The sequence below is a fragment of the Ideonella sp. genome, from assembly GCF_044358605.1.
Classification (GTDB): Bacteria; Pseudomonadota; Gammaproteobacteria; order Burkholderiales; family Burkholderiaceae_C; genus Ideonella.
Window position 1 is genome coordinate 1 of record NZ_JBIKNQ010000015.1, and the last position, 13,407, is coordinate 13,407.

Consider the following 13,407-nt stretch of genomic DNA (forward strand, 5'->3'; position numbering starts at 1 on the left):
GAAAGCCGCACCAAACCAACGAAATTCAAGTCCCTCGTCCCACATCATGGAAAACCCAGCTCCCCGGCTTAGCGTCGAGGTGGAGACACTTCGGAGCAGGGGAGTTTTTCAGCAGCCTGCTACCAGTAAACCAACAATCTCTGAACGGTTTTGTGAGAAAAGCTTCCGTCCCCAGACGGTCAAATACTGTTGCTTGGCCGAGCCATAGGCCAAGTCAGGTTTGCTCATGGCTCCCGTTTGCGTAGACAAGCGGAAATCCCTGCCTTGGGGCGAACCGTCCGTGCCTAGCACCTTGCCGTAAATGTTGGGGCCGCTTGTTTTTTCGTTGCTGGCATAAACCATCAAATACTGAGCGGGTGACGGGGCGAAATCGATCGAGGCCTTCAACTCGAAGGACTCGCTACCGACGGCGTGCGGCGCCCAAGCTGAGAACACCAAAAAGGCGGCGGTCATCCATGGATGTTTCATGACAGTCTCGTTGCTAGTTGAGGGCTTTATCGTAGGCCAGATAGGCTGAAGGCAACCATCCCACGCTTGTGTCCCGCCGCGTCCGGCAGCGTTTACTCGATCTGGGATTGCTCTCGCAAATATCGCCCCATCAGCACAAAGAAGCGGTCATAGAAGGGCCCAGCAGGTATGGTTTCGCTTCCAACCTTGATGAGTGACTCTTCGTTGGACGATAGCGGGATGGACACAGAGCCCAAGGCGCTCACGCCCAGGCTGGCGGAGTTGGAACTCTTCTTGACGGTGTAGCGGTCTTGAATGGCATTCACATAGGCGGTAGAGATCTGGCCTGCCCGCCCTTCGGGTAAACACATGACATTGAAGCTGATCTGCACGTGTATAGACCCTTCGGGCTGGAAGTTCTTGGTGGCTTGCAAGGCGTCGGGCTTGGTCATGGCCAACACATAGCCTTGGCTCAGCAGGGCGCGGCGCGCGGCCTCGCAGGTGCTGGCGGCGGGCGCGTCAAACAGGCGGGAAAACGTCTCGTCGGCCTGGAACTTTTCGTTCTGGTAGACCCGAGGAGGATCCTTGTGCGGCAGCGACGGGCAGCCGCTGAGCAGCGCCCCCCCCGCCAGCACGAGTGCGCAGCGAGAGACCAGTTGCAGCAGTGAAGAACGAGTGAAGGTCACCATGAACTCGAAAGTGGTGTGATCCGTGCATTATCTACAGGCGGTGCCCTCTGGCGACCCCTTGCCAATGAGTTGCTCCTTGCAGTGGTGATACCTTGTGCATCGGTCACGAAAGGACAGACATGGACCGCCTGCAAGCCCACCGCGAACGCCTCCAAGCGAGCCGAAAGCGCCTCTGGCATTTGGCTATCTGGCTCACCCTGGCGGGCACGGCAGCCCTATTCATGGCCGCACCATCGGCAGTCGCAGGCTCTGGTGCCGCAACAGTTTCAGCGAGCAGCCCCATGGAACATCGCCCTTTGCGTGGAACCTATTGGAAAGTGGTGGAGTTGGGCGGCGCCAAGGTCGCAGTGTCCGACCGGGTTCAGGAGCCACATCTCAACTTCAGCGCCAGTGAACTGCGGGTCAGCGGCAGCTCGGGCTGCAACCGCTTGATGGGCAGTTTTGAGCACCAAGGCGCGGCCCTCAAGTTCGGGCCACTGGCGGGTACCCGCATGGCCTGTTTGGAGCCTGCCTTGGCCAGCCAAGAGCAGCAAATCTTTACCCAACTTCAGCGCGTGCGCAGCTATCGTATTCATGGTGATGACTTGGCCTTGCTGGACGCCACGGGCCAAGTGTCGCTCAAGCTCCAAAGCGTGATGCTGCGCTGAGCCCTGGGCCGACACCGTCGCAGCGCTCAGCGCACCAAGTCGATCACCCGCACCTTGACCTTGCGCTCGCGCTCGCCTCGGCGCACGGTCAACTCTGCTTGGTTGTCTATGCCCGCCTTGTCCAGCTCCGCCACAAAGCCGGAGAGGCTGTCAATGGGGCGGCCATTGACCGCCACGATGATGTCGCCCAACTCACCGTTGCGGCGGTTCAGCGGCACGAGGCCGGCGTCGGCCGCTGGTGAGCCACGCTCCACCTCGGCCACCACAATGCCGCTCAATCCCGCGCGTGCCACCAACTCGGGCCGCACCGGCGTGATGCCAATGCCCGGCAGCGGCGCGCGGCCGCGCGCAATCAGGGAGGGCACGATGCGGTTCACCAAGTCCGCCGGTATCGCAAAGCCCACACCGGCCGAGCTGCCCGAGTTAGAGCGAATGGCCGTGTTCACGCCCACCAAGCGCCCGGCACTGTCCAAAAGCGGGCCGCCCGAATTGCCAGGGTTGATGGCCGCATCCGTTTGGATCACGCCCGACACCTCGCGGTAGCGCGTGGTGGCCAACTCGCGGTCCAGCGCGCTCACAATGCCGTTGGTCAGCGTGCGTTGCAGGCCGAAAGGGTTGCCGATGGCATACACCGCCTGCCCAATGCGCAGGTCTTTGCTTTGGCCCAAAGGCAAGGGGCGGATGTCCTTGGGGAAGCGCGTCAGCCGCACCACCGCCAAGTCGTACTCCGGGGAGCGGCCCACCAGCGTGGCCTCAATGGGGGCCCCGGCATCCAACTGTACAAACACACGCCGCGCGCCATCCACCACATGGCTGTTGGTCACCACATGGCCCAGGTGGTCCCACACAAATCCTGTGCCCGCAGATTGCTGCACCTCTGGCCGCATCCAAATGTCAGCGGTGACGACCTCGGTGGTGATGTAGGCCACCGAGGGCGAGGCCGTGGTGAACAAGTCGACGACCTGCTGCTCCGCCGGCAGCAGCGGCCCGCGCGGGGTGACGCTGCGCGGTTGCCCGGCGGTGCCGTCGCGCGAGAGCACGGGCCAGGCCAATAAACCGGCGCCTGCCATGACCAGGGCGATCCCGATACTCAGTAGGCGGCGGCTCAGTGAAGGGGCTGTGTTCATGAGAGGAGATCCAAGAACAGTGGTCGGGGCTTGGGGCGCAGATAAGGGCTGGGGCGGCGGATTCAAGCCCGGCGACGGCGGGCTTTGCTCATGGGAGCGATGGGGCTGGCCACCGGCAACCTCACCTCCGACTTGATCTCCCGCAGCACGATGCTGCTGCGCACATGGGTCACGCCGGGCAGTTTAAAGATGGTGTCGTGCAGCAGTTGTTCGTAGTGTTTGATGTCGCGCACCAGCACCGTCATGATGTAGTCGGCTTGGCCGGTGGTGGACAGGCAGCGCACGATCTGCGGGCTGGCGGCCACGGCGTCTTCAAAGCGGCGCACCAGGGCTTCGGTGTGCTCGCTCAGGTTGGCCTCGACCACCACGGCCAGGTTCAGGCCAACCTTTTCGCGGTCCACCAAAGCGGTGTAGCCGGTGATGACGCCGGCGGCTTCCATGTCCTTGATGCGCTTCCAGCACGGTGTGGCGGAGAGGCCCACAGCGTCGGAGATTTGCTGCACGGTTTGGCGCGAGTCGCGTTGCAGCTCGGCCAGGATTTTGAGGCTGTAGGCATCTGGAGTGAATTCAACTTCTGAATCGCTCATTGGAAGAATCCTATTCTTCTAATATGGGGTTTCACCAGTGTATTCAAGAATGAATTCCTCCGCTCGAAGAACCAAAATCCTGCGCCATGAGCACCCTCACCACCTCACCCACGGCCACGGCCGCCGCCCCTGAGATCGTCCGCCCCGGCTACCAACTGTCCGACAGCCTGTGGGCCGACAGCGGCGCCATCTTCATGACGGGCACCCAAGCCCTGGTGCGCCTGCTGGTGATGCAGCGCCAGCGCGATGCGGCCCGGGGCTGGAATACGGCGGGTTTCATCAGCGGCTACCGCGGCTCGCCGCTGGGCATGGTGGACCAGGCCATTTGGAAGGCCGGCAAGCGCTTTGAGGATGTGGGCTTGCGCTTTGTGCCGGCCATCAATGAAGAACTGGGTGCCACCCAGGTGCTGGGCACCCAGCGCGTGGAGAGCGACCCCGAGCGCACCGTGGAGGCCGTGTTTGGCATGTGGTACGGCAAGGGCCCTGGGGTGGATCGTGCGGGCGATGCGCTCAAGCATGGCAATGCTTATGGCTCCTCGCCCAAGGGTGGGGTGCTGGTGGTGGCGGGCGACGACCACGGCTGTGTGTCGTCCTCCATGCCGCACCAGAGCGACCAAGCCTTCATGGCCTGGAGCATGCCGGTGCTGCAGCCGGCCTGTGTGGCCGAGTACTTGGAGTTTGGGCTCTACGGCTATGAGCTCTCGCGCTACAGCGGCGCGTGGGTGGGCATGGCTGCGCTGTCGGAAGTGGTGGAAAGCGGCTCTACCGTCGATCTGGACGCGATCAAAGCCCGCATGGCGACGTGGGCCGATGCCGACACCGTGCGCCAAGCCACCGGCCATCAAGCCCCGGTGGACGGCCTGCACTACCGCTGGCCCGACTTTCCGTCGCTCAACATCGAGCGCCGCTTGGCAGACAAGCTCACCGCTGTAGCGGCCTTCGCCAAAGTCAACAGCGTGGACCGCGAGGTCATCACCAGCCCGCAAGCCCAGGTCGGCATCATCACCTGCGGCAAAGCGCACTTCGACCTGATGGAAGTGCTGCGCCGCCTGGAGATCAGCCCCGACATGCTGGCCGAAGCCGGCGTGCGGCTCTACAAAGTGGGCTTGGCGTTTCCGCTGGAGACCACCCGCATGCAGGCCTTTGTGCAGGGCCTGCGCGAGGTGCTGGTGATCGAAGAGAAGGGCGCGGTGGTGGAGACCCAGCTGCGCGATCTGTTCTATAACGCACCTGCCACGCAACGCCCGGTGATCGTGGGCAAGCGTGATGAGCAAGGTGCTCCACTGATCTCGGCCTTGGGTGAGCTGCGGCCCTCGCGCTTGATCGAGATCGTGGCGCACTGGATTGAACGTCACTTCCCCGGCCACGCAAGCCTAGGCAATCACCTGCAGCATGTGCGAGATTTCACCCCGCCTGAGCTGCTGTCCAACGCCGCCGATGCCGTCAAACGTGTGCCGTATTTCTGCGCGGGCTGCCCGCACAACACCAGCACCAAGGTGCCCGAAGGGTCGTCCGCCCGGGCTGGTATTGGCTGCCACTTCATGGCCAACTGGATGGACCGCGACACCGCTGGCCTGATCCAAATGGGCGGGGAGGGCGTGGACTGGGTCTCGCACTCCATGTTCACCCGCGTGCCGCATGTGTTCCAGAACCTGGGCGATGGCACTTACTACCATTCGGGCTACTTGGCCATCCGTCAAGCGGTGGCAGCCAAGGCCACGTTGACCTACAAGATTCTGTTCAACGACGCCGTCGCCATGACAGGCGGCCAGCCAGTCGATGGTGTCATCAGCGTGGACGCCATCGCCCGCCAAGTCGAGAGCGAGGGCGTGAAGAAGGTGGTGGTGGTGTCCGACGACATTGCCAAGTACGACAGCCAACGCGGCCGCTTCCCTGCTGGCACTGAGTTCCATGACCGCGCCGAGCTGGACCGCCTGCAGCGCGAGCTGCGCGAGGTGGCCGGTGTCACCGTGCTGATCTACGAGCAAACCTGCGCCGCTGAAAAGCGCCGCCGCCGCAAGAAAAAAGAGATGGTGGACCCGCCCAAGCGCCTGTTCATCAACGACGCTGTTTGTGAAGGCTGTGGGGACTGCACCGTGCAGAGCAACTGCGTGGCCGTGCTGCCCCATGAAACCGACTTGGGCCGCAAGCGCAAGATCGACCAGACCGCCTGCAACAAAGACTACTCCTGCGCCAAAGGCTTTTGCCCCAGCTTTGTGGGCGTGACGGGCGGCACCTTGCGCCGCAAGGCGGGCGCCTTGGCCTCTGACAAGGCCGCCTTCTTGGCCTTGGTCGATCAACTGCCCCAGCCTCGCGCTCATGCCTGGACAGGCCCCTATGACTTGCTGGTCACGGGCGTGGGCGGCACCGGCGTGGTGACGGTCGGCGCGGTGATCGCCATGGCCGCGCACCTCGAAGGCAAATCTGCCTCGGTGCTGGATTTCATGGGCTTTGCCCAGAAGGGCGGCTCGGTGCTGTCCTTTGTGCGCTTGGCCGACAGGCCCGAGCGCCTGAACCAAGTGCGCATCGACACCCAGCAGGCCGATGCCATCTTGGCCTGCGACATCGTGGTGGGCGCGTCCGCCGACGCCCTGCAAACCGTGCGCCACGGCCGCACCCAGATCCTGGCCAATGTGCATGAGATCCCAGTGGCCGAATCCTTGAAGAACCCCGACGCCAACCTGCGCGTGGCCCAGATGTTGGAGAAGATGCGCTTTGTGGCCGGGGCCGAGCAGGTCCGCACCTTTGATGCGCAGACCCTGGCCGAAGAGTTTTTGGGCGACACCATCACTGCCAACATTCTGGCCATGGGCCTGGCCTGGCAGCGCGGCTTGATCCCAGTGAGCCTGGGCGCTTTGCAGCGCGCCATTGAGCTCAACGGCGTGGCCGTGGAGGCCAACAAAATGGCCTTTGCCCTGGGCCGCTTGGCGGCAGGTGACGGCCAGGCGTTGAGCCGCCTGCGCGGCCAAGCTGCTGCTGCCCCGCACGCGGCGGCAGACGAGCCGCTCGACGCTTTGCTGGCCCGCGCCAAGGCTCACCTGACCGCATGGCAAGACGCCGCCTGGGCCCAGCGCTTTGAGCGCAGCATTCAGGCTTTGGCACAAGCCGAGCGCCGGGCGCTGCCGCAGGGCGACCAAGCGCTGACCCGCGCCGCTGCGCAGAGCTTGCTCAAACTGATGAGCTACAAGGACGAGTACGAAGTAGCGAGGCTCTACACCGACGGCCAGTTTGCCCGCGCTCTGGCAGACCAGTTTGAGGGTGATCTGCGCCTGGAGTTTCATATGGCGCCGCCCTTGCTGTCCAAGCCCAAAGACGGCCAAGCGCCCCGCAAAGTGCGTCTCGGCCCTTGGCTGATGCCCGCTTTGGGCCTGCTGGCCAAAGCACGCCGCCTGCGAGGCAGCCTGTGGGACGTGTTCGGCAAGACCGAGGAGCGCCGCATGGAGCGCAGCCTGATCACCGAGTTTGAACAGCGCCTAGAGGCCCTGGCTCAAGACCTGAGCCCGCAGAACCATGTGCTGGCCCTGCAAGTGGCTTCACTGCCGCAAAGCATGCGCGGCTACGGCCACGTCAAACTGGCCAATGTGGCCCTGGCACGGGTGCGCGAGGCCGAGTTGCTGCACCGCTTCAACCCGCAGCGCTATCCCCGCCCCCAGGGGCCGGCGCGGGCCGGGCAGATCAAGGGCATTGAAGTGGTAGCGGCGAAATAATTCCATTTCTAAATCATCCGTGTCGTTGTTGCATCGCCTCGCCGTGCTACAGCACTGTCTTCGGCTCTGCGTCTAGACACGAATGATTTGGAAACGGAATAGGGTCAGTTGCAGGCTCCAGCGCGAGCCGGGCCTGCCGCTTGACCATGTGCTGCGCCACGCACTTTTCCAGGTGCGCCTTGTTCGCCTTTTGAAGCTCATGCAGCAGCGCATGGTCGGCCGCCACGGGGCCCATGTGCTGGGCAAAGCGCTCGGTGATGTCGCGCTGTAGGCGGATCAACAATTGTGCCGTCACGTCGGCGTCCGACATCGCCCGGTGGGCCTGGCCGTCACGCTTCAGGCCGCACCACTCGCCTAAGGCGCTCAGCTTGTGGCTGGGGGCCTCAGGGTAGAGGCGGCGGCTCAGCAGCACGGTGCACGCAAACTCATGGGCCGGGTCGGGCTCCAGCCCGGCGCGGGCGCGCTCGGCCAGCCAAAAGCCCCGGTCAAACGAGGCGTTGTGGGCCACCATGGGGATGCCGCGTGTGAAGCTGTCCAACTCGCGCATGACTTCTTCAGCGGGCGGGCCAGACTGCATCATGGCGTTGCTGATGCCGGTGAGTTGCTCAATGAAGGGCGGTATCCAGGCGTCCGTCTTCATCAGGCTCTGAAAGCGGTCCACGATCTGGCCGTCACGCACCAGCACGGCGGCAATCTCGGTGGCGCGGGCACCCTGGGCGGGGCCCATGCCGGTGGTTTCAAAGTCGATGACGGCGATGGTGTCGGTGCGTGGCATCCCTGCATTTTCGCAGCGCCACCGCCTGCTACAGTTTTGCGCAAGCCATGAGCATCAATGAGAGGACGAGATGAGCAACAAAACAGGCCAACTGGGAGCCTGGATCACCGTGTTGGGGGCCGCTGCTGTTGTTGGCCGCATGCGGCAAAGGCGGGGTGGAATTGGGCCAAGGCGGCTCGGTGGTGACGGGCTCAGGTGGCACGGCCGGCGCGCAAAACGCCGCCAAAGCCTTGCAGCGCTGCGAGACGCCTGTGGCCGTGGTGGCGCTGGAAGAAAATCCTAGCGGCTATGTCGGCATCGGCCACAGCGGGCTGCCTGCATCACCGCTGCCTTTGGTGCGTGTGCTGATGCAGCAGAGCGGCTGCTTTCGCATCGTGGATCGCAATGCCGGCCTGAAGGCCACCGTGCGCGAGCAGGAGTTGAAAGACCGAGGCATCCTCAAGCCCGACGACACCGTGCGCAAAGGCCTGGGCCTGATGGCGCAGTACAGCGTGGTGCCGAGCCTGACCTTTTCCGAGCAAGATGCCGGGCGCCAACTTGGCGGCATCTTGGCCAAAATTCCCGGGGTAGAGGGCCTGGCCGGTGCGGCAGAGCAGGTCAAGCTCAAAGAGGCTCAGGTGGTGCTGTTGCTGACGGATGTCGAGTCCACGGAGCAGTTGGCATCTGCCACCGGCTCAGCCCGCACCACCGACCTGGGCCTGGGTGGTCTGGCCGTGGGCGCGGGCGGAGGCCTGGGTGGTTTGGGCTGGAGCAATACCAATGAAGGCAAGGTGATTGCCGCTGCATTTTTGGATGCCCACAACCAGTTGGTCACCCAGTTGCGGACCTTGGCCGCCAAGCCCCTGCCACCGCTGACGCCGGTGCGCTGAGCGTCAGGGCAGCAGCTCGCGCACCAGCTCGGGTGGCCGGCACAGGCGGGTGCCCTTGGGTGTCACCACAATCGGGCGGTTCAACAGCACCGGGTGGGCATGAATGGCCGCGATCAGCGCGTCCTCGCTCAGCGCGGGGTCGCCCAGTTTCAGCTCGCTGTAGACCGCCTCTTTGCTGCGCATCAGTTCGCGCACGGGCAGGCCGCAGGCTTTGACCAAGGCCTTGAGCTCGGCCACCGACGGTGGGCTTTGCAGGTAATCAATGACGGTTGGCGTGAGCCCTGCGTCTTGGATCAGGGCCAGCGCCCCGCGCGAGTTGCTGCAGCGGGCGTTGTGATAGGCCGTGATGTTCATGGGCGGTCATTGTCGCCCGGCCTCTGCGGCGAGAATGCAGGCATCACGATGAGGATCACATGCTCGTTGACAGTTTGATTCTGGGCGCAGCGGCGCTGGGCGCCGGTGTGCTCAATGCGATGGCGGGCGGGGGCAGTTTCTTGACCTTTCCGGCCTTGGCCTTCACAGGGGTGCCGGTGATTGCAGCCAATGCCACCAGCGCGTTTGCGGTGAGCCCAGGTTATCTGGGCAGCGCGCTGGGCTTCAAGGCCGAGTTGGCCGCCTTGCCGCGTGCGCGCTTGGTGCAAGAAGGCTTGGTCTGCGCTTTGGGCGGCTTGGGCGGCGCAGCGCTGCTGCTGGTGACGCCGGCCAAGGTCTTCTCCGCCGTGGTTCCGTGGTTGTTGCTCTTTGCCACGCTCTTGTTCGCGCTGGGGCCCAAGTTATTGGCGCAGCGGCAGGCGCGCATGGCTGCTGCTCACGCCCCGTCCACCTCGGCAGGCCTGTCCCGCTGGTTGGGCTTGGGCGCGGTGGCGGTGTATGGCGGCTACTTCAACGGCGGCCTGGGCATCTTGTTGATGGCGCTCTACACGGTGACGGGCGAGCGCGACATCCACACTGCCAACGCTTTAAAGAACCTCAACTCGCTGGTGTTGTCGCTGCTGTCGGTGCTGGCCTTTGCCTGGGCCGGGGCCATTGCTTGGCCGCAAGCGCTGGGCATGGCCGTGGTGGCCACCGTGGGTGGTTATGTGGGCGCGCGCTGGGCCAAGCGCATGGCGGTCGGGCAGGTGAGGGCGGTGGTCATTGCCACGGGCCTGATCATGTCCGTGGTGTTTTTCTGGAGAGCGTGAGCATGAAGATCTGCATCTATGGGGCGGGGGCCATCGGCGGGCTGATCGGCACACGCCTGGCGGCCACCGGCCAGCACCAGCTCAGCGCGGTGGCGCGTGGGGCCACCTTGGCCGCCTTACAGACTCACGGCTTTCGGGTGCAGTCGTCCAGCGGCATGCTCTGTGGGCCGGTGCAGGCCGAGCAAGACCCAGCGCGCTTAGGCCCGCAGGATGTGGTGGTGGTGGCGGTCAAGGGCGGCGCCTTGCCCGGGGTCGCCCTGAACATTGCTCCGCTCTTGGGGCCAGACACCGTGGTCTTGCCCGCACTCAATGGCGTGCCCTGGTGGTTTGGTGAGAGCCTGCCCGCACTCCAGGGGCTGGAGCTGCCAGCCGTGGACCCCGGCGGCGCTTTGTCCGAGGCCATTCCCTTGAAGCATGTGCTGGGCTGTGTGGTGCACGCCTCGGCCTCTTGCCCAGAGCCGGGCCTGGTGCAGCACCGGCTGGGCCAGGGCTTGATCATCGGGGAGCCCTTGGGCGGGCGCTCTGAGCGCGTGCAGACCCTTGCAGCGGTGCTGCGCGAGGCGGGTTTCGAGGTGACCGAGTCCAACCGCATCCAGCAGGACGTTTGGTACAAGCTCTGGGGCAATATGACCATGAACCCCGTCTCGGCCTTGACGGGCACGACCACCGACCAGATCTTGGCCGACCCGCTCTTACGCGACTTTTGCAGTGCCGCCATGCGCGAGGCCGCGGCCATCGGCGAGCGCCTGGGCTGTCCCATCGCTCAATCGCCGGATGACCGCCATGCCCTGACCCTGAAGCTGGGCGCCATCAAGACCTCCATGCTGCAAGACGTGGAGGCGGGGCGGGGTATTGAGCTGGATGCCATCGTCACGGCGGTGCAGCAACTCGGCCAAGTCTTGGGCGAGCCCACGCCCTTCATCAACGCCTTGCTGGGCATGACCCGCGTGTTTGCGCGGCAGCGTGGGCTGTATTGAGCCCCCAAGGGCCGGGCTACACCCGTCCCGGCCCCCCAAGGGGGCGCAAGAAAACTTGGGGCGACCCGGCGTTTTCTTGAGAGGCCGCAGGCCCAGGCCCCTACCCTGAGGTGGGCCGCGTCAGGCCTTGGCAAGCCCCCCGGTGCTAACATCTGCCCCGTTGGTGCCTGGCCTGCCCACTCGGGGCGGCTGGGGTAAACGGGAATCAGGAGGGTGCGTCTCACCGAGACAAACCTCACCTGAGCTGCCCCCGCAACGGTAAGCGGACGGAGCTGTTCTTTCAGCCCCCGCTCGTGCACACGGTCACTGGAGCCACTGGGCTTTGGGAAGACAGCACGGGTCGTCTCCGCCAGCCCGGATACCGGCCAACAGGGTGGCCCAGCTTGTCTCAAGCCGGGCCGTTGACAGGCGCTTGCGGGGAAGCTTGCGCCTGGGTTTTGTCCTGTCTGGTTTCCCCATGTTGTCTTCTTCTTTGCGTCTGGCACGCCCGTCTTTGGCTGCGCGCGTGGCGCTGCCCTGCGCCCGCGTGTCTGCTCTGTCTGTGTTGAGCTTGGCCACTCTGGCCACCGCCGCCCAGGCCCAATCGACCACGAATCAACTCGACCAAGTGGTGGTCACCGCCACCCGCATGCCCCAGCGCCTGGGTGATGTGTTGACCGATGTCACCGTCATCACCCGCGCCGAGATCGAGCGCCAAGCCTTTGGTGGCTTGGCTGACTTGCTGGTGAATGCAGGTTGCGTAGAAGTCGCACGCAACGGTGGCCCGAGCGCCACGACCTCGCTATTCCTCCGTGGTGCCGACAGCCGACACACCGTACTCTTGATCGACGGCGTTCGCGTTGACAGCCAGTCAACGGGGGGGGCCGCATGGAACTCGATCTCACTGGCCCAAATTGAGCGCGTCGAAGTGCTGAAAGGCCCGGCCAGCGCGGTCTATGGCTCTGACGCCATTGGCGGCGTGATCCAGGTCTTCACCCGTCGCAGTGACGGCCCTTTGATGGCCGACCTGGGCTTGGCCGCTGGCACCCAAGGCACCGTCAAGCTGGAGGCCGCTGTGCGCGGTGGCAACAAGACCTTTGACCATGCCGCCAGCGTGAGCGTGGAGCGCAGCAGTGGCTTCAATGCCACCAACGAGAAGAGCCAGTTCTCCTACGTGCCGGATAGCGACGGCTACCGCCGCGCCAATGGCAGCCTGCGCTTGGGCGCGGAGGTCAGCAGCGGCCACCGCCTCTCGCTGGTGGCCCTGAAGAACCGCACCGACAGCCAATACGACGGCTCGCGCAGCAAGCCCTTGGTGGACGACCATGCCATCACCAACACCACGGCCGCACGCTTGGCCTGGGATGCGCAATGGAGCCGCGAGCTGCGAACCGAGTTGAGCTTGGGCGAGGGCCGCGATGCCTACGAGACCCGTCCTTCTGTGTATCAAACCGAAACCCGCATCCGCAGCCTGGCCCTGAATGGCAGCTACCAACTGGGCGGCTGGCATCAGCTCAACGCCTTGGTGGAGCATCGTGAGAACCGCTTGGACAACACCGGCCTGCGTGGTGGTAGTCCCAGCAGCAGTGGCACCCAAACGGGCTTGGCCTTGGGCCACCTCGCACGCTGGACGCCCGCGCTGCAAACCCAGCTTCATGTGCGGGCGGACGACGACTCTGAGTTTGGCGTGGCCAACACCGGCACGGCCGCCGTGGGCTATGCGCTGACCCCCAGCCTGCGCCTCATGGGTTCGGTAGGCACCGCCTTCAGGGCGCCCACGCTGTACCAGCGCGGCTCGGTGTACGGGCCCGACCTCAGCAAACCTGGTGTCAGCGCACTGAAGCCCGAGCGTGGCCAGAACTTTGAACTGGGCTTGCGCTACAGCCAAGAGGCCTTGAGCCTCAGCGCCACGGCTTATCGCAACCGCATCAGTGACTTGATCGTCTTTGGCCAAGCCGGTGCGTGCAGCAGCGAGTTTGGTTGCTACGAGAACGTGGCCCGTGCCCGCTTGCAAGGCCTGCACGTGGAAGCCCAATACGGTTTGGGCGACTGGTTGCTGAGCGGCAGTGTGGATGCGCAGTCTCCCAAGGATGTGGACAGCGGCAAGCTGCTGGCCCGCCGCAGCAAGCTGTTTGGCACGCTGCGTGCGCAAACCAAGCTCGGTGCGTTCACCCTGGGTGGCGGCGTGCAGACCTCGGGCCAGCGGTATGACAACGCCAGCAACACCACGCCCTTAGGCGGCTATGCCATCGTCAACCTGGATGCGCAGTACGCGCTGCAGCGCGACTTGAAGCTGAGCCTGAACCTGGACAACGCCTTTAACCGTGTATATCAGGTGGCCAATGGCTACAACCCGGCGCCGCGCTCAGTGATGTTGGGTTTGCGCTGGACCCCAAGCCTGTAAGGGCACACCCCCGCATCC

General features: G+C 64.5%; 12 protein-coding genes and 1 riboswitch. Of the genes, 6 read left to right on the forward strand and 6 right to left on the reverse strand.

Annotated elements, in window-relative coordinates:
• Window positions 1–108 precede the first annotated feature (108 nt).
• Entirely contained in the window at window positions 109–468 is a 360-nt protein-coding gene (locus tag ACIQ3Q_RS07360) for a hypothetical protein (protein WP_396268383.1), read from the reverse strand.
• Between the two features lie 92 nt (window positions 469–560).
• Window positions 561–1,136: a DUF2242 domain-containing protein gene (locus tag ACIQ3Q_RS07365; RefSeq protein ID WP_396268384.1), complete on the reverse strand. Its 576-nt coding sequence runs from the start codon at window positions 1,134–1,136 to the stop codon at window positions 561–563.
• Window positions 1,137–1,417: 281 nt separating this feature from the next.
• Between ACIQ3Q_RS07365 and ACIQ3Q_RS07370 the strand changes: the two genes are divergently transcribed.
• The gene (locus ACIQ3Q_RS07370) at window positions 1,418–1,783 is read left to right on the forward strand and encodes an META domain-containing protein (protein WP_396268385.1); all 366 of its coding nucleotides are present in this window, start codon (window positions 1,418–1,420) and stop codon (window positions 1,781–1,783) included.
• Window positions 1,784–1,809: 26 nt separating this feature from the next.
• Here ACIQ3Q_RS07370 and ACIQ3Q_RS07375 read toward each other — a convergent pair whose 3' ends face one another.
• Both ACIQ3Q_RS07375 and ACIQ3Q_RS07380 read right to left on the reverse strand, forming a co-directional pair.
• The gene (locus ACIQ3Q_RS07375) at window positions 1,810–2,910 is read right to left on the reverse strand and encodes a S1C family serine protease (protein WP_396268386.1); all 1,101 of its coding nucleotides are present in this window, start codon (window positions 2,908–2,910) and stop codon (window positions 1,810–1,812) included.
• Window positions 2,911–2,972: 62 nt separating this feature from the next.
• The gene (locus ACIQ3Q_RS07380; protein WP_396268387.1) at window positions 2,973–3,497 is read right to left on the reverse strand and encodes an Lrp/AsnC family transcriptional regulator; all 525 of its coding nucleotides are present in this window, start codon (window positions 3,495–3,497) and stop codon (window positions 2,973–2,975) included.
• Window positions 3,498–3,583: 86 nt separating this feature from the next.
• On the opposite strand from ACIQ3Q_RS07380, the gene ACIQ3Q_RS07385 reads away from it, so the two are divergent.
• Window positions 3,584–7,204 (forward strand): indolepyruvate ferredoxin oxidoreductase family protein, encoded by a 3,621-nt coding sequence (locus ACIQ3Q_RS07385; RefSeq protein WP_396268388.1) that lies wholly within the window; start codon window positions 3,584–3,586, stop codon window positions 7,202–7,204.
• A gap of 46 nt (window positions 7,205–7,250) precedes the next feature.
• Here the strand turns inward: ACIQ3Q_RS07385 and ACIQ3Q_RS07390 are convergent, their stop codons facing one another.
• Complete coding sequence (locus ACIQ3Q_RS07390; RefSeq protein WP_396268389.1) at window positions 7,251–7,979, reverse strand: PolC-type DNA polymerase III; 729 nt, start codon at window positions 7,977–7,979, stop codon at window positions 7,251–7,253.
• Between the two features lie 125 nt (window positions 7,980–8,104).
• Here ACIQ3Q_RS07390 and ACIQ3Q_RS07395 point away from each other — a divergent pair, with 125 nt between their 5' ends.
• Complete coding sequence (locus tag ACIQ3Q_RS07395; protein WP_396268452.1) at window positions 8,105–8,848, forward strand: CsgG/HfaB family protein; 744 nt, start codon at window positions 8,105–8,107, stop codon at window positions 8,846–8,848.
• Between the two features lie 3 nt (window positions 8,849–8,851).
• Here ACIQ3Q_RS07395 and arsC read toward each other — a convergent pair whose 3' ends face one another.
• A complete protein-coding gene (gene arsC / locus ACIQ3Q_RS07400) occupies window positions 8,852–9,202 on the reverse strand; it encodes an arsenate reductase (glutaredoxin) (RefSeq protein ID WP_396268390.1) in 351 nt (116 codons plus the stop codon).
• Window positions 9,203–9,261: 59 nt separating this feature from the next.
• Here arsC and ACIQ3Q_RS07405 point away from each other — a divergent pair, with 59 nt between their 5' ends.
• The 3 genes from ACIQ3Q_RS07405 to ACIQ3Q_RS07415 all read left to right on the forward strand — a co-directional run bounded on the left by ACIQ3Q_RS07405 (window position 9,262) and on the right by ACIQ3Q_RS07415 (window position 13,389).
• Window positions 9,262–10,029, forward strand: coding sequence for a sulfite exporter TauE/SafE family protein (locus ACIQ3Q_RS07405; RefSeq protein WP_396268391.1), 768 nt, complete (start codon window positions 9,262–9,264; stop codon window positions 10,027–10,029).
• 2 nt (window positions 10,030–10,031) lie between these two features.
• Window positions 10,032–11,006 carry a 2-dehydropantoate 2-reductase gene (locus tag ACIQ3Q_RS07410; RefSeq protein WP_396268392.1) on the forward strand — a complete coding sequence of 325 codons (975 nt, stop codon included), beginning with the start codon at window positions 10,032–10,034 and terminating at the stop codon, window positions 11,004–11,006.
• Window positions 11,007–11,150: 144 nt separating this feature from the next.
• A riboswitch (cobalamin riboswitch) is annotated at window positions 11,151–11,391 on the forward strand.
• 72 nt (window positions 11,392–11,463) lie between these two features.
• Window positions 11,464–13,389 carry a TonB-dependent receptor plug domain-containing protein gene (locus tag ACIQ3Q_RS07415; RefSeq protein WP_396268393.1) on the forward strand — a complete coding sequence of 642 codons (1,926 nt, stop codon included), beginning with the start codon at window positions 11,464–11,466 and terminating at the stop codon, window positions 13,387–13,389.
• The last annotated feature ends 18 nt before the right edge of the window (window positions 13,390–13,407 follow it).